25 protein-coding genes are annotated in these 22,749 nt (G+C 70.7%); 21 read left to right on the plus strand and 4 right to left on the minus strand.

The genetic code is table 11. From position 1 onward, the window contains the following. Positions 1–114: 114 nt before the first annotated feature. Together KJS59_RS20945 and KJS59_RS20950 are read right to left on the minus strand one after the other, a co-directional pair. Positions 115–1,044, minus strand: a complete 930-nt coding sequence (locus KJS59_RS20945) for a DNA methyltransferase (protein WP_213454656.1) — start codon at positions 1,042–1,044, stop codon at positions 115–117. After that, positions 1,037–1,756 (minus strand): hypothetical protein, encoded by a 720-nt coding sequence (locus tag KJS59_RS20950; RefSeq protein ID WP_213454657.1) that lies wholly within the window; start codon positions 1,754–1,756, stop codon positions 1,037–1,039. The genes KJS59_RS20945 and KJS59_RS20950 overlap by 8 nt, the downstream gene beginning before the upstream one ends. A 649-nt stretch (positions 1,757–2,405) precedes the next feature. Between KJS59_RS20950 and KJS59_RS20955 the strand changes: the two genes are divergently transcribed. The 21 genes from KJS59_RS20955 to KJS59_RS21050 all read left to right on the plus strand — a co-directional run bounded on the left by KJS59_RS20955 (position 2,406) and on the right by KJS59_RS21050 (position 21,212). Continuing rightward, positions 2,406–3,227 (plus strand): hypothetical protein, encoded by an 822-nt coding sequence (locus KJS59_RS20955; protein WP_213454658.1) that lies wholly within the window; start codon positions 2,406–2,408, stop codon positions 3,225–3,227. Between the two features lie 288 nt (positions 3,228–3,515). Then, positions 3,516–3,956 carry a pilin gene (locus tag KJS59_RS20960; protein ID WP_213454659.1) on the plus strand — a complete coding sequence of 147 codons (441 nt, stop codon included), beginning with the start codon at positions 3,516–3,518 and terminating at the stop codon, positions 3,954–3,956. 308 nt (positions 3,957–4,264) lie between these two features. After that, entirely contained in the window at positions 4,265–5,938 is a 1,674-nt protein-coding gene (locus KJS59_RS20965; RefSeq protein WP_305071791.1) for a hypothetical protein, read from the plus strand. Beyond that, positions 5,935–6,861 (plus strand): PrgI family protein, encoded by a 927-nt coding sequence (locus tag KJS59_RS20970; RefSeq protein ID WP_213454661.1) that lies wholly within the window; start codon positions 5,935–5,937, stop codon positions 6,859–6,861. Before KJS59_RS20965 ends, KJS59_RS20970 begins: the two co-directional genes overlap by 4 nt. Further along, complete coding sequence (locus KJS59_RS20975; RefSeq protein WP_213454662.1) at positions 6,858–8,651, plus strand: VirB4 family type IV secretion system protein; 1,794 nt, start codon at positions 6,858–6,860, stop codon at positions 8,649–8,651. Before KJS59_RS20970 ends, KJS59_RS20975 begins: the two co-directional genes overlap by 4 nt. Before the next feature lie 104 nt (positions 8,652–8,755). Next, positions 8,756–10,048, plus strand: a complete 1,293-nt coding sequence (locus tag KJS59_RS20980; RefSeq protein ID WP_213454663.1) for a hypothetical protein — start codon at positions 8,756–8,758, stop codon at positions 10,046–10,048. Further along, positions 10,045–10,386: a GTPase domain-containing protein gene (locus KJS59_RS31330; protein ID WP_249714595.1), complete on the plus strand. Its 342-nt coding sequence runs from the start codon at positions 10,045–10,047 to the stop codon at positions 10,384–10,386. The genes KJS59_RS20980 and KJS59_RS31330 overlap by 4 nt, the downstream gene beginning before the upstream one ends. Positions 10,387–10,463: 77 nt before the next feature. Continuing rightward, positions 10,464–11,642, plus strand: a complete 1,179-nt coding sequence (locus KJS59_RS20985; protein ID WP_249714605.1) for a type IV secretory system conjugative DNA transfer family protein — start codon at positions 10,464–10,466, stop codon at positions 11,640–11,642. Positions 11,643–11,704: 62 nt separating this feature from the next. Beyond that, entirely contained in the window at positions 11,705–12,523 is an 819-nt protein-coding gene (locus tag KJS59_RS20990; RefSeq protein ID WP_213454664.1) for a replication-relaxation family protein, read from the plus strand. Then, on the plus strand, positions 12,511–13,356 hold the full coding sequence (locus KJS59_RS20995) for a M23 family metallopeptidase (RefSeq protein WP_213454665.1): 846 nt from the start codon (positions 12,511–12,513) through the stop codon (positions 13,354–13,356). The genes KJS59_RS20990 and KJS59_RS20995 overlap by 13 nt, the downstream gene beginning before the upstream one ends. A 429-nt stretch (positions 13,357–13,785) precedes the next feature. Then, a complete protein-coding gene (locus KJS59_RS21000) occupies positions 13,786–14,850 on the plus strand; it encodes a hypothetical protein (RefSeq protein WP_213454666.1) in 1,065 nt (354 codons plus the stop codon). Positions 14,851–14,933: 83 nt separating this feature from the next. Next, positions 14,934–15,569: a hypothetical protein gene (locus tag KJS59_RS21005; RefSeq protein ID WP_249714607.1), complete on the plus strand. Its 636-nt coding sequence runs from the start codon at positions 14,934–14,936 to the stop codon at positions 15,567–15,569. Beyond that, complete coding sequence (locus tag KJS59_RS31335; protein WP_249714609.1) at positions 15,566–16,123, plus strand: hypothetical protein; 558 nt, start codon at positions 15,566–15,568, stop codon at positions 16,121–16,123. The genes KJS59_RS21005 and KJS59_RS31335 overlap by 4 nt, the downstream gene beginning before the upstream one ends. A gap of 178 nt (positions 16,124–16,301) precedes the next feature. Beyond that, complete coding sequence (locus tag KJS59_RS21015) at positions 16,302–17,288, plus strand: DUF932 domain-containing protein (RefSeq protein WP_213454667.1); 987 nt, start codon at positions 16,302–16,304, stop codon at positions 17,286–17,288. 184 nt (positions 17,289–17,472) lie between these two features. Next, positions 17,473–17,967: a hypothetical protein gene (locus tag KJS59_RS21020; protein WP_249714611.1), complete on the plus strand. Its 495-nt coding sequence runs from the start codon at positions 17,473–17,475 to the stop codon at positions 17,965–17,967. Positions 17,968–18,084: 117 nt separating this feature from the next. Then, the gene (locus KJS59_RS21025) at positions 18,085–18,555 is read left to right on the plus strand and encodes a hypothetical protein (RefSeq protein ID WP_213454669.1); all 471 of its coding nucleotides are present in this window, start codon (positions 18,085–18,087) and stop codon (positions 18,553–18,555) included. Next, complete coding sequence (locus tag KJS59_RS21030) at positions 18,552–18,872, plus strand: hypothetical protein (RefSeq protein ID WP_213454670.1); 321 nt, start codon at positions 18,552–18,554, stop codon at positions 18,870–18,872. Before KJS59_RS21025 ends, KJS59_RS21030 begins: the two co-directional genes overlap by 4 nt. Before the next feature lie 28 nt (positions 18,873–18,900). Further along, positions 18,901–19,320, plus strand: a complete 420-nt coding sequence (locus KJS59_RS21035) for a hypothetical protein (protein WP_213454671.1) — start codon at positions 18,901–18,903, stop codon at positions 19,318–19,320. Positions 19,321–19,436: 116 nt separating this feature from the next. Further along, positions 19,437–19,988, plus strand: coding sequence for a hypothetical protein (locus KJS59_RS21040; RefSeq protein WP_249714613.1), 552 nt, complete (start codon positions 19,437–19,439; stop codon positions 19,986–19,988). Beyond that, positions 19,985–20,377, plus strand: a complete 393-nt coding sequence (locus KJS59_RS21045; protein WP_213454673.1) for a hypothetical protein — start codon at positions 19,985–19,987, stop codon at positions 20,375–20,377. The genes KJS59_RS21040 and KJS59_RS21045 overlap by 4 nt, the downstream gene beginning before the upstream one ends. Before the next feature lie 184 nt (positions 20,378–20,561). Further along, entirely contained in the window at positions 20,562–21,212 is a 651-nt protein-coding gene (locus tag KJS59_RS21050; protein WP_213454674.1) for a hypothetical protein, read from the plus strand. Between the two features lie 78 nt (positions 21,213–21,290). Here the strand turns inward: KJS59_RS21050 and KJS59_RS21055 are convergent, their stop codons facing one another. Together KJS59_RS21055 and KJS59_RS21060 are read right to left on the minus strand one after the other, a co-directional pair. Continuing rightward, complete coding sequence (locus KJS59_RS21055; protein WP_213454675.1) at positions 21,291–22,253, minus strand: hypothetical protein; 963 nt, start codon at positions 22,251–22,253, stop codon at positions 21,291–21,293. A gap of 5 nt (positions 22,254–22,258) precedes the next feature. Beyond that, the gene (locus tag KJS59_RS21060; RefSeq protein ID WP_213454676.1) at positions 22,259–22,579 is read right to left on the minus strand and encodes a hypothetical protein; all 321 of its coding nucleotides are present in this window, start codon (positions 22,577–22,579) and stop codon (positions 22,259–22,261) included. Positions 22,580–22,749 lie beyond the last annotated feature (170 nt).

Consider the following 22,749-nt stretch of genomic DNA (forward strand, 5'->3'; position numbering starts at 1 on the left):
TCAGCAGCGCTCGGGCGGCGGCGTCGGTCAGCTCCAGTTCGGTACGAAACTCGACTGCTGGCGTGGTTCTTATCGCGTTCGTGTGGGCCGGTTCGTCCGGTGGGCGGTCGTTCATCAGCGTGAAGCCCGGAGAACTACTACGTCTTCGTGCTGGACGAGCCATTGCGGGTCGCCGGTGGCGATGGCGTCTCGGGTGTTCTTCTGCTGGAAGAACGAGGCCCGGGGGATGATCACGCCGTCGCGGACGCCGCAGATGAGGGCGATGCACTCCTCGACCAGTTCGAGGCCGGCGTTGATGCCGGCGGCGACGACCATGCCGGGAATGTCGATGAGTTCGCCGTGGCGGCGGTAGGGCCGTGCGGTGACGACGACGTGTCCGCCGGGACGTAGGAGCTGGCCGCATCCGGCGAGGATCGCGGTGAAGCCGTCAGCCAGCTCGCCGTGACTGCGGTAGGCGAGGTTGTCCACGCCGCCGTACTTGTGGTGGATCTTGCGGACCTTGCCGCGTCTCGGTCCGGGGGTGCGGACGTGGCCGTGGGTGGACGGCCCATACGGCGGCGACGTGATGACCAGCGAGACCTGGCCGTGCAGGCTCGTCGGCAGCAGGGACGGCAGCGCGGTCGAGTCGCCGTGGTAGATCTCGCCCCGGCCCGGTGCCCCCACCTGGACGGCGTGGCGGATGTTGTCGGCCGCCTTGGCGACCCATTCCGCTTCGTACTCAACGCCGACGCCATGACGGCCGAGGCGCATGGCCTCGATGACGGTAGTGCCGATGCCGGCCATGGGGTCGAGCACGACATCGCCGGGCCGGGTGTAGGTGCGGATGGCGTACCGGGCGATGGTCGGCAGCATCTTGCCGGGATGCGTCAACGACTCCGGGGTGTATCGGCCGCGCCGCAGGTCCCGTGACGCAGTTTGACCGGTGAGCCAGACCGAGCCGAGATAGCCCTCGGTGAGCAGGGCGGCCAGGCCAGACGCGTCGGGGTACGGCGGTTCGAGGTCGCGGGAATCGGCGGGCTGGAACGGCGGACGGGGCTCAGGCACGGGCGTTCTCCTCACCGGTGGCGGTGGTGGCGAACACGAGCAGGTCTCGGAAGGCCGGCAGGTGACGGCCGGCGAGCAGACGGCGGCCGTCGTCGGCCTCGTCGGGGCGTTCCGGGGCGGTGCGCGGCTCGTGTTCGGGCAGCGGGACGAGGACGGCGGGGATGTGCTGGTGGTAGAAGAATCCGGCGGCGCGGGCGGCGGCGATGACCGTGGCGCGAAGGCTGAACTCTCCCCGCCGGAGCGGCGCGGTGAGTCCGACGAGCAGGAAGCCGCCGGGGCGTAGCAGGGGCCGCCAGGTTCGCATCGCCGTGGCCGCGTCGTCCCGGGTGAGGCCCTGTGCGCCCTTGGGCAGGGTCGCCAGCATCAGGTCGGCACGTGGGCCGGGACGTCGCATGGCGTGGCGGGTCCGGTGTTCGGGAGTGGGTGGCAGGAGCCGCACGTGTAGGCCGTGGCGACCGGTGAACAGCCGGGCCGGTACCCGGTTCAGGTAGGCGGTCGCGGCGATGGCGGTGGGGTGCGCGTCGAGGTCGAGCACCACGTCACCGACGTGGGTGTAGCGGCGGATGAGGTAGGCGAGGTGGTTCGGGGAGAGCCCGTGCCAGTCCGGCATTCCCGGTCGGGGCGTGCGGGGGAAGCGGGTACGGGCGAGGAGCAGGCCGACGGGTGCCGGCTGGGGCCGGTCACCGGGGGCGGTGAAGCTGGGCTTCGGCATGGGCGTGTGGGCCACGTCCGCCGACGAGCGCTGACACTAGGGGATTACAAATCTGGGCCTCGGATTGGAAGCCCCGCCGCGCGTCGACATCGGCACCCTGCCCGATGCCGAGGGGTTGAACAAGATCATCGATGGGTTGAACACGCAGGTCAGGGCCGTCGAAACGCACTCCGCTCGCACCATCTGACCGGCAGAGGACCGGGACGGGGCTGTGACCGGTTGAACAAGGTCGTTAACCGGGTTGAACAAGATCCTCGTCTGCTTGAACGCGACCGGGCTGACCCGCCTCCGGGCTTGAACAAGATCGTCCCGGGCGCGTTCCGTGGCCTCTCCTAGCCCTTCGACTTGATCCATGTAGATGGATTCGTGGCGGGCGTGTTCAAGGCGGCTTCCTCGAAGCGGCTGCGGCCGGCGCGGAGTGCTTTGAACAGCCTGACCACGGGTTGAACACCTCGGCTCGGGGTGCCGGCGGGCCGCTGCCGGGGCGCATCGACGGGCATTGGCGATGGCCGGGTTGAACACGTGTCGAGCCCGCTTGAACAAGATCACGAGTGTTCATGATCTGTTCAAAGGCCCTGGTGACGTGGTGGCACAGCGCCGACCGGCACTCCCGCCGGACGGCACACGGTCATCACGAGGGAGCACCACCATGGACCGTCGTACCCCTACCACCGAGCCGGCCGCCCCACAGCGGGGCGAGACGCTGCTCAACGACATCGAGTACCGATTCCGGCTGATGGGGCAGGGACCAAGCCCGCTGTCGGTGGACGGCCGCAGCCTCGGGCACGGCCTGCCCCGCCGGGCCATCGCCCTGCCCGAGCTGTCGGCGATCCTCATGCACCCATCCTGCAGCTACGCCGCCCGAGACGCCGCGTGGCGGCTGCTGGTGCGGCAGGCCCGTACCGGTGACCCGGCGTGGCGTGCCGGTGCGGTCGGTGTCGCGTTGCCGGGCCTGCGGTTCAAGGCGTACCTGCTGTCCAAGCTGTTCACCGGCGACGTGCAGGCCGCTATCGTCGAGCACTTCCTCCGCGCTCTGGGCACCGTCGATCTGGACAGGCCGGGTGTGGTCGGACATCTGCTGTCCGCCGCGTTCTCGAAGGCCCGCACGGAGCTGCGCGACCTGGAGCCGGCCTCGTCCGGGGCGCCGAACCACGCCCCCGGCGCGGTGCTGCCACCGGCCCCGTACGGCCACCCGGATCTCGTCCTCGCCCGCGCGGTCACCGCCGGGGTCATCACCGCCCAGGAGGCGGAGCTGATCGGCGCGACGTACCTGGAAGAGGTCAGCCTCACCGCGTACGCGGAGCGGACCGGTCAGCCCCGCTGGAACCTCTACAAGCGGCGCACGGCCGCCGTCGCCCGGCTCAAGGACGCGATCGAGTCCGGTGAGCTGTCCGATCCGTACGCCGATGCGGTCAACGAGGCCACCGCGATCCTGGCCCTCGACGCCCCGACCGCCCGGAAGCGCCCGTAAGCAAGCCGTCTGGGCTGCGGCTTTCCAATCCGAGGCCCGGATTTGTAATCCCCTAGTGCGGGACTCTTCCGCGCAGGTGACCTGCTCCGACCGGACCCGCTGACGGCGCTGACACCCCGTACGGTCCCGGCCCACCCGCCTTCTTCGTGAGGAGGACGGCCGCGCCGGTCGGCATCCGAGGTCACCTCACCAAGCGCATCGTCCGGTCCCGCCTTCGCCAAGCCCAATCGCGCACCCACGCCCCTGCTGCGGGCTGCTCAGGCGTGCGCACCGGAGGTGCCCAATCCCATGAATTACAACCCCTCTGCGCGTCCCGAGGCGGCGGCTCGCCGTCGCCTCGGGACCGCCGGGCGGGGACGGCCGTCCGTCCGCCGTCCCCGCCGAGACCTTTCTCGTCCGGCCCGCACCTTGCTGATGCTGCTCGGGGCCGCCGCAGTGACGGCCACCTTCGTCGCCGCCCCGGGGACGGCGTACGCGGCCGAGCCCGCCCCGGTGGTGCTTGCCGCCGAGTCGATCACGCAGGTGGTCGACAACATCCGCATCTGGCTGCTCGGCATCCTCGCCGCCTGGGCGACCTTGTGCCTCACGGTGGGGTTCCTGCGCTATACCAGCGGCGAACCCGGCGAGGTCGAGAAGGGCAAGCTCGCCTTCCGTAGCGCCGCGATCGGCTACGCGGGGGCGCTGCTCGCTCCGCTGCTGGTCACGATCGTTGGTGAGTGGGTGGCCTGATGACCATCCGCCTCGTGTCCCGCTGTGTAGCGCTGCTGCTCGGCGTGGTGATTCTCGCCGGTCTGACCTTCGCGTTTGCCGGGCCGGCGCACGCCGAGCCCAGCCCGGCACCCGGCCCGCCCTCTACCGCGCCTGGCACACCGCCGACGCCTGGCGTGCCTGACCCTGGCGTCCGCCCGCCGGGCGTGGAGCCGTCCCCTCCGGCAACACCGGCGCCCACACCCGGCCCGGCCCCGACTCCCGGCCAGCCTTCTGTTGACGATGATCCGGCCTGGTACGACATCGGAGGCCAGATCCGCAAGGCGGTCGTGGACCTGGTCGTGTGGGCCGCCGAGCAGGCCCTTCAGCCCGTGATGGAAGCCCTCGGCGCGTCGTGGCTGTCGACCCCCGACCTCACCAGCAACGAGCACGTCAAGGCGATCTGGACGACGAGCCTGATCGTCGCCAACGGCGTCATCGTGCTGTTCATCGTCGCTGGCGGGTTCCTGGTCAGCGCCCGGGAGACCCTGCAAACCCGGTACGGCCTCAAGCAGGTACTACCCCGCATCGCCGTGGGCGTGGTCCTCGCCAATTGCAGCCTGATCATCGGCCAGAAGGCCATCGAGCTAACCAACGCGCTCACCGTGGCCATCGCGGGCAACACGATCGACGGCCCCAGCGCCGCGACCGCGATCCGACAGATCGTCGACAACGCCCTGCAAGGCGACGGGTTCTTGATGGCGCTGATGGCCATCGCCGTGATCGTGATGTGCCTGATCCTGGAGTTTACATTCGTGCTGCGCCTCGCCGCCCTGATCATCCTGCTCGGCCTCGCCCCGGCAGCGCTGATCTGCCACGCGAGCCCGCTCACCGAAGGCGTCGCCAACTTGTGGTGGCGCTGCGTCCTGGCCTGCCTCGGCCTGCAACTCGGCCAGGCCATCGTCGTCATGGCCAGCATCAAGGTGTTTCTCACCCCCGCCGGGCCGACCGTGATGGGCGTGCCCGCGACCGGAACCGGGCTCCTCGGCGTGGTGGTCTGCCTGACGATGCTGTGGCTGCTGATCAAGCTGCCCGGTTGGATGCGTCAGTTCATCCTCGGCCCGCTCGGACAACGCAGCGGACGAGGACTGCTCGGTCAACTCGTCCAAGCCATCATCATGATCAAGACACTCGGCGCGGCGGCCGGCATCCTGGGCGGCGCGAGCGCGGCGCGAACCGCCGGACGGACGACACCTCGTCCGCCCGGTCCCCGTCCGTCACCCGGTGGCCCCCGTCCGCCCCGTCCACCTCGCCCGCCTCGTCCGGGACCGGCTCCCGTCCCGCCGCCCCCGCCAGGACCGGTGCCCTTCAGCCACGCCCCGGTCACCCATACGCCGCTGCCCGCGCCGTCCGGGACGACCGCCGGCCCTACCTTCAGCCACCCGGCGACCCCGTCCACACCATCCGCACCACCGTCCGGCGGCGTCCCGGCCGCGCCGTTCTCCCACCCGTCCCCACCTCAGCCGAGTCCGCCGTCCCCAGCCGCACCACCGGCACGGGTCGCCTTCAGCGACGCCACCACCACGGCACCGAAACCCCCGCACGGCGGCCCGGCACCAGCGGTGACGTTCTCGACCGCACCAGCGCCGCAGACCGCCCCGCGCCGGCCACCCGCCCCGGTCACACCGGTGTTCTCCGCCGCTCCGGCCGCACCGGCAGCCGGCAGGCCACGACGCGCCTCAACCCCGGCAACGCGGCCCACAGCGGCAAGGCGTGCCACCCCGAACGGGCAAGCCGCCACGAACGCGGGCACCCCGGCGGTTGTGAACACCGCCGCCCGGCGGGCACCGGCCACCAGCACGGCCCGGCCCCGTCCACCGGCCCCGTCCGTACCGCCGTCCCCGGACGGCCGCCGGTCGGTGGTTCCGTCCCCGCCACCGCGCCCGTCCCCGTCCCCGCCGCCATCTCAGCCGTCCGCTCCGGTGCGGCGCCCGTCACCGAAACCGAGGAGTGATCAGCGATGAGCCGCCGCAGCGACGAGGCTTCGATGCGGGCTCGGGTTCCCGCAGACATCGAACGGCCCGACAAGATTGCGTTCGGTCTATCCGGTCGGCAGTTGGTGATCCTGGCCGTCACGGGACTGCTGCTCTACGCAGCGTGGACGGCGGTGGCGACGCTCGTGCATCCGCTGGTGTTCCTCGTGGGGGCGACGCCGGTCGCCGCCGGGGCGTTCCTGCTCGCGGTCGGCCGCCGGGACGGCATCCCGCTCGACGCCTGGGTCCTCGCGGCGCTGCGGCACCGCCGCAGCCCTCGCCGGCTCGTGCCGGCCGAGGGACCGGTCATCCCGGCTCCGCCGTGGGTTGCCACCACCGCCGGGCCGGGTGACCGGCTGCCGATACCCGCACCGCTGCGACTGCCCGCGCGAGGTATCACCGGCGACGGGCTGATCGACCTCGGGTCGGACGGCACGACGAGCCTGGTCGCCGCCTCGACGGTCGCCTTCGGCCTGCGGACACCCGGGGAACAAAACGGCCTAGTTGCCGGGTTCGCGCGGTGGCTACACAGCCTCGACGGTCCGGCGCAGATCGTGGTGCGGGCGCAGCGGGTCGACCTGACCTACCTCGCCGACCGGTTCCTCGCCGCCGCCCCGGGGCTGCCGCACCCCGCGTTGGAAGAGGCTGCCCGCGCGCACGTGGCGTTCCTTGATGGGCTGGCCGGGCAGCGGGAGCTGCTGCACCGGCAGGTCACCGTCGCCGTGCGCAGCCGACGCGGCGCGCATCATGCCGCGCACCAGGCGGCCGAGGTGGTACGCGCGCTCGGCGGCTGCGAGGTTCCCGCCCGCGTGCTCGATGGGTCGGACGCGGCGGTGCGGCTGGCGGCCAGCCTCGACCCCACCGCCCCGACCTTCACGCCCTACGCCACGTCCGACGGAGGTGACGACCGGTGAGCCCGTTCTCCTCGCTGCTGCCGACGCGGCGGCGTCCCGTGCCCGAGTCGGCCTCGATCCTGCCCGGGTCGCCGGATGCCGTCGAAATCGACGGCCGGCACGTCCGGGTCGGGGACGGCTACAGCGCGACCCTGGCGGTGGTCGGCTATCCGGCCGAGGTCGGCCCGGGGTGGGCCGAGCCGATCCTGTCCTACCCGGGCCTGGTCGACGCCGCCTTCCACATCGAGCCGGTCCCGCCGGCGGTGGCCTCGCAGCGGCTGCGTAAGCAGCGCGGCCGGTTCGAGTCCTCCCGCCGCCAGGACGCGGCCAAGGGCCGCCTGGACGATCCCGAACTCGACGCCGCCGCGGTTGACGCCGCCGAGTTGGCCGGCCGTGTCGCCCGAGGCGAAGCGAGATTGTTCCGGCTCGGCCTGTACCTGACCGTCCACGGCGTCAACCCCGCCGAGTTGGCTGACCGGGTGGCCGAGGTGCGGTCCCTGGCCGCCTCCCTGCTGCTGGACACCGCGCCGGTGACCTGGCGGCAGTTGCAGGGCTGGATCAGCGGCCTACCCCTCGCGTTCGACGCGCTCGGGATGAAGCGGGTCTTCGACACCGACGCCCTCGCCGCCGCCTTTCCGTTCACCAGCCCCGACCTGCCCGACACCGCCGCAGACAGCGGCAGGGGAGTGCTGTTCGGGCTCAACCTCCACTCGGCCGGGGTCGTCGTCTGGGACCGGTGGGCGCAGTCCAACTACAACGCCGTCATCCTCGCCCGATCCGGCGAAGGCAAGTCCTACCTGGCCAAGCTCGACCTGCTGCGCAACCTGTGCCTCGGGGTGGAAGCGTTCGTCATCGACCCCGAAGACGAGTACCTCCGGCTGGCCGACGCGGTCGGCGGCACCGTCATCCGCCTCGGCGCGGCCGGCGTCAAGATCAACCCTCTTGACCTGCCGGCCGATGACGACGACGCCCTCAACAACCGGGCACGGTTCATGCAGACCCTGGTCGCGGTCATGAGCAGCGGCGATACCGCCGTCAGCGCGCCCCTGCCCGGTGACGAGGCGCGCTCTCTCGATGTGGCGGTGCTGGCCGCGTACCGGGGCAAGGGCATCACCACCGACCCGCGCACGTGGAGGCGACCGGCGCCGTTGCTAGCCGACGTGATGGCCGCGTTGGAGGGCACCGACGACGCGGGCCGTCGAGTCGCCGCCCGCCTGCACCCCTACGTCGCCGGCAGCATGAAGGGCCTGTTCGACGGGCCGACCACCACGGCCGTGCAGGGGCACCTCGTGGTCTTCGCCATCAAGGACCTGCCCGAGCAACTTCACCCGGTGGGCACGCTGCTCACCCTGGACACGATCTGGCGCACCGTGCGCGGCGCGACCGCCTCCGGCTCCCGTCCGGATGTGCTGCGGATGGTGCTGGTGGACGAGGCGTGGAAGCTGCTCTCCGGCGGACGCGGCGGCCGGTTCTTGGAGACTCTCGCCAAGTCGGCGCGCAAGTACGGCGTCGGGTTGACCGTGGTGACCCAGGACGCCGCCGACGTGCTCGCCACTAAGACTGGCCGCGCCGTCGTCTCCAACGCGGCCACGCAGGTCCTGTTGCGGCAGGCGCCGCAGGCGATCGACGCGGTGGCGGATGCGTTTGGGCTTACCGACGGCGAGCGGGCGTTCCTGCTGTCCTGCCAGCGCGGAGACGCGCTCCTCGCGGCGGGATCAGCCCGGGTGGCCTTCCACAGCCACGCCTCCGCCGAAGAGCACGAGCTGATCGTCACCGGCCCGGTCACCGGCGCACCGGCCCGCCGCCGCTGACCCGGCCCGCGAGCCTCTTCTTTCGCTGATCGGAGTCCCCGATGGTTTCCGTCCTTGTCCTGTCCCCATCCCCGCCGCCGTCGCCTCCGCAGCCTGCCGGGTGTGTGCCTGGTCAGGGCGGCGTGCCCGGCTCCTTCGTTGGCGAGCTGCTGTGCGGCTCCTGGGGCGACGACGCCACCGAGGCCGCGTGGCATCTCGTCCGCGACCGGTGGCCGCTGCTCCTCGCCGCCACGGCGGCACTCGTCGCCCTACGGGTTGGGTGGGCGCGGTGGCGGCGGCACGTCTGGCGGCGGCACGCCGCCGGAGCACGCTGGCTGCAGATCACCCCGCCGGTGACCGCCACCCCGGCGGCGACGATCGGCCTATGGCGGCTGCTCGCCACCGTGCTGCCCGCGCCGCGCCGCTGGGCGCTGCGCCCGCCCCGGCTCGTCTGGGAGGTCGCCGCCGACCCGGACGGGATGCGGTGCGGGCTGTGGCTGCCACCGGGGGTCAACCCGACCGCCGTGGTGCGGCTGCTGCAACGCGGGTGGCCCGGCGTCCGCGCGGAACAGGCCAGCCCACCGGCCGTCCGGACGACCGGGGCCGTGGCCGCCCTCGCGGTCTGGCCCACCCAGCCCGAGTGGCTGCCCCTGGTCGAGGACGCGACACCGGCCCCGCGCCGAGGCGTGGACGCGGGCGCCCCCGAGGAGGACCGGCTGCGGGCCGTCTACGGCGGGCTCGCCTCGGCCGGGCGCACCGGCGGCGCGCTCCTGCAAGTCCACCTCGGCCGCGCACCAGCTCACCGCTTGCGGCTGCTACGCCGCGCGATGACCAACCCACAACACGCCCGCCGCCCCCGAGGAACCGCCCGCGCTGCCGGGCTGCTCGCCGATGGGCTGCGAGCGCTGCTCATCGGCGTCCTGGACATCTTCACCCCCGGCGGCTCGTCGAGCACGAGGCGGCGCACCAGCCCGACCGACCCGTACATGGCCGAGCTGGCTCGGCAGGCGCGGGCGAAGTACGCCGACGCGCCTCACCTGCTCGTCGCCGTCCACGCCGTCGCCGCCGGTCCCACCAAGCCGGCCGCCGTCGCCGCCGCCGCTGACGTCAGCTCGGGGTTCGGGCTGCTCTCGGCGCATTTCACCCGCCGCCGGCTCCGGTCCGGCGCGGTCGCGGCGGCTGACCGATGGGTGCCCGAGGCCCGGATGAGTCTCGTCTCCGTGGCGGAGGCCGCCGCCTTCGCGGGGTTGCCCGCCGAGCCGGCCGCCTACGGCCTGCCCGGCGCGGCGTCGCGGCGGCGGGCCGCCACCCGCGAGGTCTTCCGCGCTACCCCGGCCCCGCGCCGCCGGCCGCTCGCCGTCCCTTCGGCCGAGCCGGACGGGCACGACGATCAGCCGACCGTTTGGAGCACACCTTGAACAAGATCAAAAGCAAGGCTGTCGAGTCGAACACCGACACCGAGGACCGCAGGCTCAACCTGGTGCCTTTGGACGATCGGCACGGCTTGGGCGGCAAGGTCATCGGCGTCGCCAACGCCGGATCGCCGACGCGGGTCGGGATCTCCCTGGCCGACTGCCGGTACCACGTCCACGCGCTCGGGCCGACCGGCACGGGCAAGACGACCCTGCTGATGCGGATGATCCTGGACGACGTCGAGGCCGGTCGCGGTGTCGCCGGTTCGACCCGGCCAAGGGTGACCTCATCCGTGACCTGCTGGCCCGGCTACCCACGTCGTGCGGTGACCGGCTGGTCCTGATCGATCCGGACGAGCGTTCCGCGCCACCGGCGATCAACCTGCTTGACCCAAGGGTGCACGGGGGCAGCGCGCATGACGTGGCCGCGAACCTCACGGCGGTGATGGCGAAGGTGTGGTCGCGGTGGTGGGGTCACCGGACCGCCGACATCTGCTATCACGGCCTGCTCACCCTCGCTCACGTCGAAGGCGCCACCCTCGCCCAGCTACCGCAGCTGCTGTCCGACTCGACGTGGCGGACCAGCCGGGTCAACACCGTCACCAACAGGTTGAACGCGTGGGAGGGCAACACCCTCGGCGAGTTCTGGGAAGGGTTCAACGAGCTGCCCGCCGCGCAGCGCTCCGGCCTCGTCGCCCCGCTGTTGTCCCGGCTGCGCCTGGTGCTGGCGCACCCGATGGCGAACAGCCTGTTTGGGGCGCCGGCCACCACGTTCTCCTTCGCCGACATCCTCGACGGCGGCGTCCTGCTGGCCCGGCTACCCAAAGGCATCCTCGGCGAGGACGGCACCCGCCTGGTCGGCTCTCTGCTGCTGGCGGGGTTGTGGCAGGCCACCACCGCCCGCGCCCGCATCCCCGAAGACGATCGCCCGGACGCGATGATCGTGCTCGACGAGTGCCACAACTTCCTGCACCTGCCCATCGGCATCGACGATGCCCTCGCCGAAGCCCGCGGCCTACACACCAGCTTCGTGCTCGCCCATCAGTACCTCGGGCAACTGTCGGGGGAGATGGTGGAGGCGATCGACGCCAACGCCCGGAACAAGGTGTACTTCGCCCTCGCGCCCCGCGATGCCATCGACCAGGCCCGGCACCTGCGCCCGTACCTCGATGACGGGGACCTGATCCGTCTCGGCGGCTACGAAGTTGTGCTGCGGCCGGTCGCCGGTGGGCGGGTGGTGCCACCGGTTACCGCCGACACCGAGCCTCCACCGCCGGCCGTCGCGGGGCGTGCCGGCGAGCTGCGCCGCGCGGCCCGAGAGCACACCGGCCTGCCGGTGAAGCAGCGGCGGCGGCTGCTCAGCGAAGCCGCTACCGCCTCGGCCACCGCCGACTCTTCCGTCTCGGTCGACGCTGCGGTCAGTGACCTGGTGGGTCGTAACACCTTCGCTGTTCAGGGCGAGGGGTCTAACGAGACCTCTAACGAGCGATCCAACGAGCTTTCCAACGACCCCGAACAGCCGGGTGAACACGCCCCCTTGAACACGTTATACGCGCACGTGGACGGCGGTGAGGAGGACCCGTGGACCGGAACCGACTGATAAGAGATATCCCTCCTACCCGCACATCTGCCACCGGCAGTCTTCGCCTCACGGCGTCCGTCGTGGCCGCCGAACTCGGTCGGCTCACCCCCCGAGACCGGCTCCTCCTGGACCTGCTCGACCAGCACCGGACGTTCACCACCGACCAGCTCGTCGACCTGGCCTTCGGCTCGGTCGGTCGTGCCCGCAACCGGCTCAACACCCTGCACGATCGAGACATCCTCGACCGGTTCCGGCACTACCAGCGGCCCGGCTCGCAAGCCTGGCGGTGGACGCTAGGGCCGGTCGGCGCGGCCATCATCGCGGCCGGACGAGGCGAGGCGTTGCCCCGCCCGGCGGCGGTGCGCGACGCTACCGCGCGTCTGGCCATGTCCCCGACGCTGGCGCACCTGGTGACCGTGAACGGGTTCTTCGTCGCGCTCACCGGCCACGCCCGCGCGCACCCCGGGGCGCGGTTGGTGCGCTGGTGGAACGAGGTGCGGTGCCGGGACGCGTGCGGGAACCTGGTACGCCCGGACGGGCACGGCGTGTGGGCCGACCACGGGCGGGCGGCGCCGTTCTGGTTGGAGGCCGACCTCGGCACCGAAACACTGGGCCGGGTGGTGGGCAAGCTGACCGGCTACGCCGCACTACCGCCCCGGCGGGCGTTCCCGGTGCTGTTCTGGCTACCCACCGCCGCCCGTGAGACCAACCTGCACGCCCACCTACGCCGGGCCGGGGTCCCGGACGGGGTGACCGTTGCCACCGCCGCCGCCGACCACGCCGCCGCGTCCGGCGGTCCGACGGGGCCGGTCTGGCGCGTCGTCGGGCACCCCGACCGGGTGAGCCTGGCCGGGCTACCCGCCCCGACCGGCGACGGTGGCACGCCGTGGGACGGATAGTCGGGTGGGTCGCGTCCGGGGTCGCCGTGCTGTTGCTGCTGATCATCGCCGCTACCGCCGGGATCGTCTCATCGGTGTTCGGCGGGGGCGGGGGCGGCGGTAGTTGCGTCGGGGCGGTCACCGTGCCGGGTGCCACCCCGGCGAGGTTGACGGCGGAACAGGCCCGTAACGCCGGGAAGTTCTACGAGGCGCTGTTGCGGGTGCCAGGGTGGGAACGGCTACCGCTCACCGAGGCCGCACAGAAGGTGCAACGGTCGGCGTACCCGGACGCGTACGCCAAACACGAGACGTGGGCAACCGAGATCGTCGCGGCGTACACGGACGGAACGCTGCCCGTCTGCGACGGTGCGCCGATCAGTGCCGCCGGGTGGACGCGCCCAGTGGTGGGCACGGCGGGTTCCGGGTTCCGTACCGGTGAGCGGTCCGGACATGACGGCGTTGACATCATGGCCGGGAAGGGCACCGTCATTCGTGCCGCGTCCGGGGGCGTGGTGGTGCGCGTGCGGTGCAACGTCGGGGGCGACTCATGGGAACCCACCGGCGGGCCGATGCCGTGTGACCGTGACGGCTACCCCGGCCTCGGCGGGTGCGGCTGGTACGCGGAGATCCGCCACGCTGGCGACATTGTTTCCCGGTACTGCCACATGGTGCGGCAACCCATTGTGCGGGTGGGGCAGACCGTGATCGTGGGACAGTCGATCGGCAATGTGGGGAGTTCCGGAAACTCGTCCGGCCCCCATTTGCACTACGAGATCCACGAAGGCTATCCGGCCACCGAGAACAATGCCGTTGACCCGTTTCCTTTCATGCTGCGGGTGGGTGTGACCCTGTAATTCATGAAGTGATTTTCGGCACACCCAAAAACTGTCCCGGGGGTTGTGGTGACCGCCGCCCGTCCGGCCCGCCGGACGGGCGGCGTAAGTCGTGAGAACCCGGAAAACCGCGACCCTGCAAGACAACGTGAGCGGCCCCCGGACCAGCGGCCCATGTAGGACTACCGAGGCGGGCCGAACGCGTCACAGCGGCGAACATGGGGCCGTTAAACGGGCTTTTCTGTGACGGCGACGGTTGCTGAATCGAGCACGAATGGCGCCCGGGGCGACCCGCATAAAGAGTCTTGCGCAACGGGGTTGACAATCACCCGGCACGGAGCGTCCATGGACGTGGGCAACAAACACCGCCCCGGCGGAACCGCAAATAAATGCGCACAGCGCGCACGCGGAATCGCTATTGCCGACCCCTTTTTATGGAGGTTTACTGCCATGGCCGCGAACATCACTGTCACCCCCGGCACCGCCGAGGCCCGGTCCGCCGTCGCCGAGGCGCTGCGCGACAACCCCGGCCTCACCGCCCGCAAATTGGCCGGACAGGCGAACCTGCCGCTTCCGGCCGTCACCGAGGCGCTCGCGGCCATGGAAGCAGCCGGAACCGCCACCCGCACCCCCGGCGCGACCAACGGCAACCGCACGGGTGCCGACACCTGGCACCCCACCACGCCCGACGCGACGGACGAGGCGACCGCCGCCGACGACACGGCCACCCCGGACGCGACGGACGAGGCGACCGACGAGGCGACCACCGCCGACGATGCGGACGGGCCGACGCTGTCCGCCCCGGTGTCCGGCGTTCCGGTGTCGGGGGCACCGGTCGCGCCGCGTCAGCCTGACCTGAAGGTGTTGATCATGGCGGGGGTGTTGGGTGGGCACGCGGACGGGATCACCGCCGATGCGGCGATCAACGAGAGCGGCCTGTCAGTCGCGATGGGTGACACGATCCTTGCCGCGATGGAGGTTGCCGGGGCCGCGCGTCGCCTGCCGGTTGACGACGACGGGAACGAGTTGTGGGTCATCGGGGACGGTGACCTCGCCATGGTGGACCCGGCGAACGCGCCGACGCACACGACGTGCCCGACGTGCGGGCACACCCGCAAGATTCGCCGCCCGTCGGCCCGGCGGGCCACCGGCCCCGGCCGTACCGGCGGCGAGATCAATGGCGACGGGTCGGCGAAGCTGGGCAAGAACGAGTTGCGGCACCAGGTCGAGGCGTTCATGCGTGACCTCGGCCCCGGCCACGACGTCACCCCCGGCACCGTCGCCCGTGAGATCGGCGGTCGGAGCCCCGGCGCGGTCCGCAACGCCATGTCCAAGCTCACCGGGGCCGGTGTGCTGATCCTGACCCGTGAGGCCCCGGAAACCTACGCGCTCGCGGACAACCCGCCCGCCCCGAACGCCGAGGTGCGCGCGTTCCTGACCCCGCCCGCAACCGACACCGCCGCCGGTGACGAGACCGGCACCGACGAGGCCGCCGTCGCGCCGGTCACCGCCTGACCGTTGCCCCTTGCCGGGGCCGGGCACCACGCCCGGCCCCGGCCATTCGCACGCCCACCCACAAACTATGGAAGGAACCCACGATGACCACCCCACACCACCACCCCGACCACGGCCCCACCCTGGCCCCGGGGTCGCTGCGCTGCCCCGAATGCGGGGAACTGGCCCGGCTGATGCCGCCGCGCGAATGGCCCCTCGCCGGATTCGCCGCTCGTCCCGGCGCGTCCCACGCTGACGGCACCCCGCTGTGCCCGGTACCCGGTCCGAACGGCTCACAGCCGGCCGAGCCGGTCGGCGTGCCGGGGCGGCTGACCATGTGGCAGGCCGTACGGCAAAGCTGGCTCATTCACCCTGATTGGACCGTCTCCGATCACCTCGATTGGCTCGATGACGAGTGCTACGACACCGACGAACTGGCCGGCGACCCGGCCGAGGTGGTCGGCCGGTGGCTGGCCGAACACCGCCGTACCGCCCCGCTGTCCCTACCGGCCGATGATCCCCGGGTGTACGTGATTGCCGGTGGCGACACGGTGACCGTTTTCGACAACCTCGACAACGCCGAGGTCCACCTCGCCGCGTTGGAGGCCGCCGGGGTCGCCGCCGAGGCGTATACGCTGAGCGCGACGCACGAGGATGCCTCGCTGCGCCTGTTGCGCGTTGTCAATCCGGGCCTCGTCATCCGCGACACCCGGCCCGGCCACGACAGCGGCCCGTCATGACCCGACCGGCCCACAACCCGCCAGGAATCCCGCCGTCGCTGGCCGCGCGTCCCCACGACGCGCGGCGCGGTCTGCCCATCCCGCCGGTCAACATGCACCCGAACCCGAACGGCGACGGGTCGCATGTGGACTTCACCACGATCAACACCACCGTCTCGACCCGGCTCGCCGTCGAGCGCCGGTGTTCGTTGTGCGGTGAGCCGATGGGCTACTGGGTGGCGTTCCTCGGCGGGCCTCGGGCCGCTGAGCTGATGCGCTACGCGGACCCGCCGGGGCACCCCGAGTGCATGACCGCCGCACTGTCGCTGTGCCCACACATCGCAATCGGTCGGCACCGGCGTGCCCGCGCCGACCGTCCCGGGGCGGGCATCATCCCGCCAGGGTCGCACGGCGACAAACCCGACCGATACCTGTTGGGGGTCACCCGCGACTACCGAACCCGGTTCATCCCCGAACACGGGTTCACCGTGTACCTACCGGCCCCGTTCAAAACCGTCCACACCTACGTGTACGGGCCGGACGGGCGTATCCGCCCGACCACCGACACCCGGTAGGCCCTGCCTGGCGGCGGGCGTCAGATTCGCCGCAGAAACCTCGATCGACTCTTCCCGATCGCCTTGATCGACCCATCGAGGTAGGAAACATTGTTTCTGACGGCCCGGTCCGGGGGTTGCGACACCCCGGACCGCGCCGCCCGCCCGAACCACACAACCCGGGAAAGGGGTGCCTCCTGTGGCACACGAACTGGAAACCTTCGCCAACGGCCAGACGGCCTTCGCCTCCGCGCGACTGTCCGCCTGGCATCAGCTCGGCGCCGTCACCGACGCCTGCATGACCGCGCAGGAGGTCATGAGCAAGGCGTGGCTCGGCGGCTGGGAGGTCCGCAAGATCGCTATCCAGGGCATCGAGATCACCGAGCGCGGGGTGACGAAGGTCGACTGCCCCGACAAGTACATGACCGTGCGGACCAACCCGGCCACGGGCGAGACTGAATACCTGGGCGTGGTCGGCGAGGACTACAGCGTGGTCCAGAACGAGCAGGTCGCCGAGACGCTCAACCTCCTGGTTGACGCGTCCGGCGCGCACTTCGAGACCGCCGGCTCGATGCGCAAGGGCCGGTCGGTCTTCGTGACCATGAAGCTGCCCACCGCGATGCGAATCGCTGGGGTGGATGACATGGACCTTTACCTCGCCGCCACCACCAGCCACGACGGCACCGCCTCGCTGCGTCTGGACGCGACCCCGGTCCGGATCGTGTGCGCGAACACCCAGGCGCTCGCCTATCAGCGGTCGCGTAGCTCGTACACGTTCCGGCACACCTCGAACATCGGCAGCAAGATCGCCGAGGCGCGGCAGGCCCTCGGGCTGATGTGGAAGGCGTTCCACGCCTTCGAGGTCGAAGCCGAAAAGATGATCAACGAGTCGCTGACCATGGGCGAGTTCGAGAAGATCATCGCGCGCGTGTGGCCCCTCGCGGACGACGCCTCCGACACGGCGCGTAACAACGCGAAGCAGCGGACGAACACGTTGCGGTACCTCATCCGCGACGCCGACACGCAGAAGGCGATCACGGGCACCCGGTGGGCCGGCTACCAGGCCATCACCGAGTACGTCGACCACTTCGCCCCCGCCAGGACCGACCTCGTGCGGGCCACGCGGGCGCTGACCGGCGCGGGCGCGGACCTGAAGGCCCGCGCGTTCGACTTGCTGGCGGTCTGAGATGCGCTGGAACTGGGGCCGGCGCGGCAGCAATGCGCCCGGTCCCGGTACCGGCAAGCACTCCGCCGGTACCGCAACCGCAACCGAGAACGTGACCACCGCAACCGGCAACGTGACGACCGGACGCGCAAGCGTTCCCACCGAGCCCGTAGTTTCCACCGAACCCGTCCGTGTGGGGCCGCGTGTGCCGACGCCCACGGTCGAGACGGTGATCGCGCTGGTCAACGAGGTGTGCGCGCATTTCGCGGCGGCCGAGGTCGCCCGCGCGATGGCCGAACACTCGACCAGCGCGGCCGAGCACGCCATCCTGACCGACCGCGCCGAGCACCGCCACACCTTGGTCAACCGGAAGTGGACCGCGCTGGTCGAGACGATCCGTGCGGCGTTGCCGAGCGTGGCGCAGGTCGAACGGTTCATGCCGGTCCGGCCGTTGACCAACGGGCACGTCGAGTTGCACGTCCACGACACGTCGGCCCGCCGCCACATCGTGCTGTTCACCGGCGCGCAGGCCCTCGCCGTGGGCGCGCACCTGACCGCGTACGGGGCGGTCAGCCTCGACCGCACCGGTCAGCGACTCGACCCCGGCCTGCCTTACGTGAAGGCCGCCCCGCCGTTCGTCCCGCCCGGGTTCTCCGGTCAACCGGACACCCCCGATGGGCCACCGCACGCCCACCGCTGACCCGTCGCGCGTGCCGCGCGGCCACGGCCCACACCCCGGGCCGCGCGGCACGCGCGAGACAGCCCTCTCCACTACTTCTGACTTCCGAACGGAGCACCCCGCATGTCCCCAGAACGCATGAGCCCAGACCAATTGGTCGACCTCGCCGCCGAGTTCGCCCAAGCGATCGGCAACGCCGAACGCTTCCACGCCCGCGCGGCCACCGCCGACACCCCCGAAGACAACACCGCACACGCCAAAGCGGCGGCACGGTGGGAAGCCACGGCCATCCGCCGACGCGAGCACCTGCGCGCCGCGCTACGCGAGGCCCTCTCCGGAGCCGTCACCGCGATGCCAGACGAGGCGTTGCCGGTCGCCACCTGGCAGCGAGGCCGCGTCGAGGTCCGCGCCACCACCCTCGACGGCGCCCGCGCCGTACGGGTGCGCTACACCCCGGCCCAGGCCCTCGCCGCCGGAGCTGCCCTCATTGCCTGCGCCGCCGTCACCGACGAACACTCCGGCGGCGCTCTTACCGACATCCTCGCCGCCTTCCCACGCAACCCGAATATCCGCAACAACCCGGCCAACGGCGACGGCAAGCCGGCATGACCACCGGCAACGGCCCCTCAGAAAAAGCTGACGGACAACACACCCTCGCCAGCGCGCAGCTCCCGGACGCGCTCGCGCGGCTCGGCGCGGTCGACCCCGTGTACGCCGAGGTGATCACCCACCTCAACCTGCGCGTCTACCCCGGCGAGCCCGGGGACCGCACCGAGTACGTCGTGCTCGACGTGCACGGCGTCTCCATCGGGATCAAACGCCGAGCCCATGACCTCTACCTGCACGCCGACACCAGCGACACCACCGACCGCCTCATCGCCTTCGAGATCAACGGCGGCGGCGAAACCGACCACCCCACCCACTAACCCCCTTCCACCTGTGAACGGAGCACCGATGTACCGGTCCATGGAGCACGGCGACACGGCTCGGGTCGTCGCACCGCGCGACGCCACCGAGCACCGCCTCGGCACCGTCACCGACGTTGGTTACGCCACCCCGCACACCACCTACGCCCGCCGCTACACGCTGCGGTTCCCCACCGGCGACGAGCGCACCTACCCGGCCGACCACGTCGTGTGGCGCACCCGGGACGACGACCGCGCCGCCTTGGAGGCCGCCTTCACCACCGCGTGCGTGGCCCTGCGAGACGCCTGCCGCATCGCCCACGACTTTGACGACGACCTCAGCAGCGGCACCGCGAGCCTGCTGCGCCGGCTGGTCGACCTCGCCCGCCTGCGCCTCCGGCTGACCCTCGACCCGGCCAACCCCGCCTGGCCACACACCACCGATAACCAGACCGGAGACGAACAGTGACACCGTTCCACCCACCCCACCCGGGCGGACCCGGCCGCCCCATCGCGGCGACCGCACTCGACGCGAGCATGGCGTCGATCTTCGAAGTGCTCTACTGCCGGCGGTGCCGCCGAGGCGTGAACGTCCGCACCAATCACGGCAGCATCGTGGAGTACCTGCACGCCGCCGAGCAGCGCGGCGAACGGTTCGACCACCGACCCGACCCGGCCCCGGTCACCGAGATCCCTGACCCGCTGATCGAGTGCGACTTCTGCTCCGCACCCGAGGCCGCCTGGGTCTACCGCTGCGCCGACCAACGGACCGACATCCACCGGATCACGGCACAGGTCGTAGGTGTCAGCGACTACCGCGACCGGCACCGCGCCGCGCGGGCACGCCGCACCGACACCGAACACGCCGTGACGCAGGCGTGGGGCGAACGCTGGTCGACGTGCGGCGACTGCGCGAATCTCATCGAGGCCCGCGACCTGTTCGGCCTCATCCGCCGTGTGGTCGACGCCATGCCGCCGAAGCTCACCCAAGGCAAACACCTCATCCGCACCCGCGGCCACCTCTACGACACGTACTCCACCATGTTCGCCACCCTCGCCTCCGGCCGTGGCCGGATCACCCCCGGACACCCGCTCGGCATCTGGCCCGACGACAAACCCGAGGAGAGGGCACCGTGACCCTTCCACGACGGCGCGAGGCGCCCCTTGCCACCCACGGCAAGGCCCGTCGCCGCCCCGGGCCGGTGTGCGGAGCCGACGACGGACCGCTGACCCGCGTCACCGAGGACCCCCACCTCGTGAACTGCCCGGACTGCGAAGGACACGCCGACATCGAGGCACTTCCCGACGACGCGACCGCAGGCGACCCCCGCGTGATCGAACTGCTCCGCGAGGCGAAACACGGCAAGTTCCGCAAAATCGACGGGGTGCCGGTGGACGCGACCACCGCCGCCGCGATCCTGACCGTCTACCACGTGCTCAAACCCGCCACCCGGGCCAAGTTCGCCGCACTGCCCCTGTCACGCATGGCAGAGGTGGCGTGGCGGCTGCTACGCGAACACACGTAAGCGGGGACGGTGGCCGGCGGACACACCCGAAGGTGTGTTGCGACCCCGACCGGCCACCTCACCCACCCGAGCCGCCTGCGGACCACACGACCGCGTATACCCGAGCCAGGCGTGCCGCCGATCCTACGGCCCGAACCACACCCACCTCGACCACGCGACGTCGTAGCGGGGTGAGCGGGGGAGGATGGACAGCGTGGCACGACGCATCATCGACGGACGGACCGCCCTCAACCGGGCCGGCGTCGCCGCGCACACCGGCGCCGCATACTCCACCGTCAACCACTGGCACCGCCACCGAGCCCGCTTCGGCTTCCCGCAAGGGTTCCACCACGACGGCCGCGAATGGTTCTGGCTCGACGACATCGAGGCGTTCCACACCGCACACCAGGCCGCCAAACGCGCCGAGCTGACCCAAGTCGACCGCAGCGGCCAGCCGGACGACCTTGTTGGCTCCGGCACAGCGGCGAAGATCCTCGGCTACGGCTCGTACCGCAACCTGCCCCACACCCTCCTCAACCACCCCGACCGCGTCGAGATCCTGGCCGACGGCAGGAAACGCCGACTCTGGCACCGCCGCACCGTATGGGCCATCGCCGACGCCCGCACCGGACGACAATCCACCGGCCGAACCCCCGGCACCACCACCGGCCCCCGCAAACCACACCCCTACGCCGACGACCCCCGTCTCACCGCCGCCACCGAACTACTCGCCGCCGCCGACGCCACAGGCCGCGACCGACGCGGGCTCGGAATCGAACTGGCGCAACAGCTCGGCATCCCACAGCGCACCGCACAACGCCTTCTCGCTGCCGCCATGAGCGACTCGAGACCCTGACCAGCTCGTCGTACGCCACCAATGCAGAGGCGAGCGGGTAGTTACTTGGCTGGGTGATCACCTGGTACTGAACCGCGTTCAGGCTGCTTCGTTGATCTCAAGGACTACCGGCCCTGCCGGCGTTGAAGCGATGACGGCATCGTAGTTGGTCATACGGGTCTCGCTTTTCGTGGACCCGAGTAGGTTGTAACGCACCGCCAAACCGTAGGTGCCCTTTATGTGAAGGACCCCGAATTTCGGGTCAAACGAGGGGCGGGCCGTTAGCAGTGGATCGCCGACAAAAGACCACTTCGCCTTCGTTGCGCCTGGCGGTGGCGTCCACTTTGGGCATCCTGCTGGCATGGCGGAGTTGGCGCTGCGCACGCATCGCGTGAATGCATCCTTTAGCTTCGCCTCCACGGTTTCCCATGCCTGCTTGGGATCTTGCTTTGCGATTTCGGGATCACTCAAGGATGAGTGCTCCTTTACTTCCTGTACATCGAGCCGCCCGTCTGTCCAGTGCACATTCGCCCAGTATGTAATCGGCGTGACATCGCGGCGTGAATCTCTGCGGACTGTGTAGTCGGCTACCGTCACAACGGTCCCCAACACGTCGAATCGGCTGTCGGCCTCGTTGTAGCGGATTACCGCAGCCTCAAGGGCGTTCCCATGGAATGCCCAGCGGACCTTGGAAACGTCCCCCGAGGTTTCGGCGAGGGATTGCGGACAGTTGGCAGGGCTTGCAGACCCTGACTTCTGGCACTTGTCGAGCCAGCCTTGTGTTGCCGCGACGACGGCCTCTTGCTTTACGCCCGCCGGCCATGGATCCGAATGGGTAGGGAACGGCTCGTCTACCCCAAAGAGGAAGTATCCCAGAATCCCGAGGACGGCGACGACACCGATTCCGCTGCCCGTGGCTGCCTTCGCGGTGCCCGAACCGTGATCCGGCGACTCGGACTCGTCTTGCTCGCCGTCGACTCTTGAATTGAACGTGCATCCAATGTAGGCGTCGCGTCCAGCATTGGTCTGGTCTCCTTCGGCATACCCGAACTGATCTCCCATGCTGGTCACCTGCCGTCGGGGCGCTGACCGTAGTAGTCGCGTCCCACGTTGATTTGATCGCCTTGGGCGAAGCCGATCTGAGTGACGCCATGGGTGCCTGAAGTTGGCGGCGCCGAGCGGCCTGGCGCGTTGTGATCTTGCCTGCTTGGGCCTGGCTGTGCATCAGCCTTCCCGCGAAGCGTCAAGATGACGCCAATGATCGCTACTGGCAGCGCGATGATATTCGCCCAGGCTGCGGCGCCACCGAGGCTTCCGCTGAAGATCATAATCAGCGCGACAGCGATGATCAGAAGTAGCGCAGAGGTAATCCAGAGTCGTTTGGGCACGACGACCATCATGAGCCACGAATGCAAGTCACGGAAGCGCCGGTAGCGGGTGTTCGATTTGCCTAACCACGACAGGCATTCGGAATTGATCTAGTTGTGGTTGTCAGTGGCACGGTCTCCGCGCCGCTTCCCGACCTATGGTCACATAGCCAGCCGTACGCGGTAGGCGC

It is taken from the genome of Rhizomonospora bruguierae, assembly GCF_018397995.1.
GTDB classification, from domain to species: domain Bacteria; phylum Actinomycetota; class Actinomycetes; order Mycobacteriales; family Micromonosporaceae; genus Rhizomonospora; species Rhizomonospora bruguierae.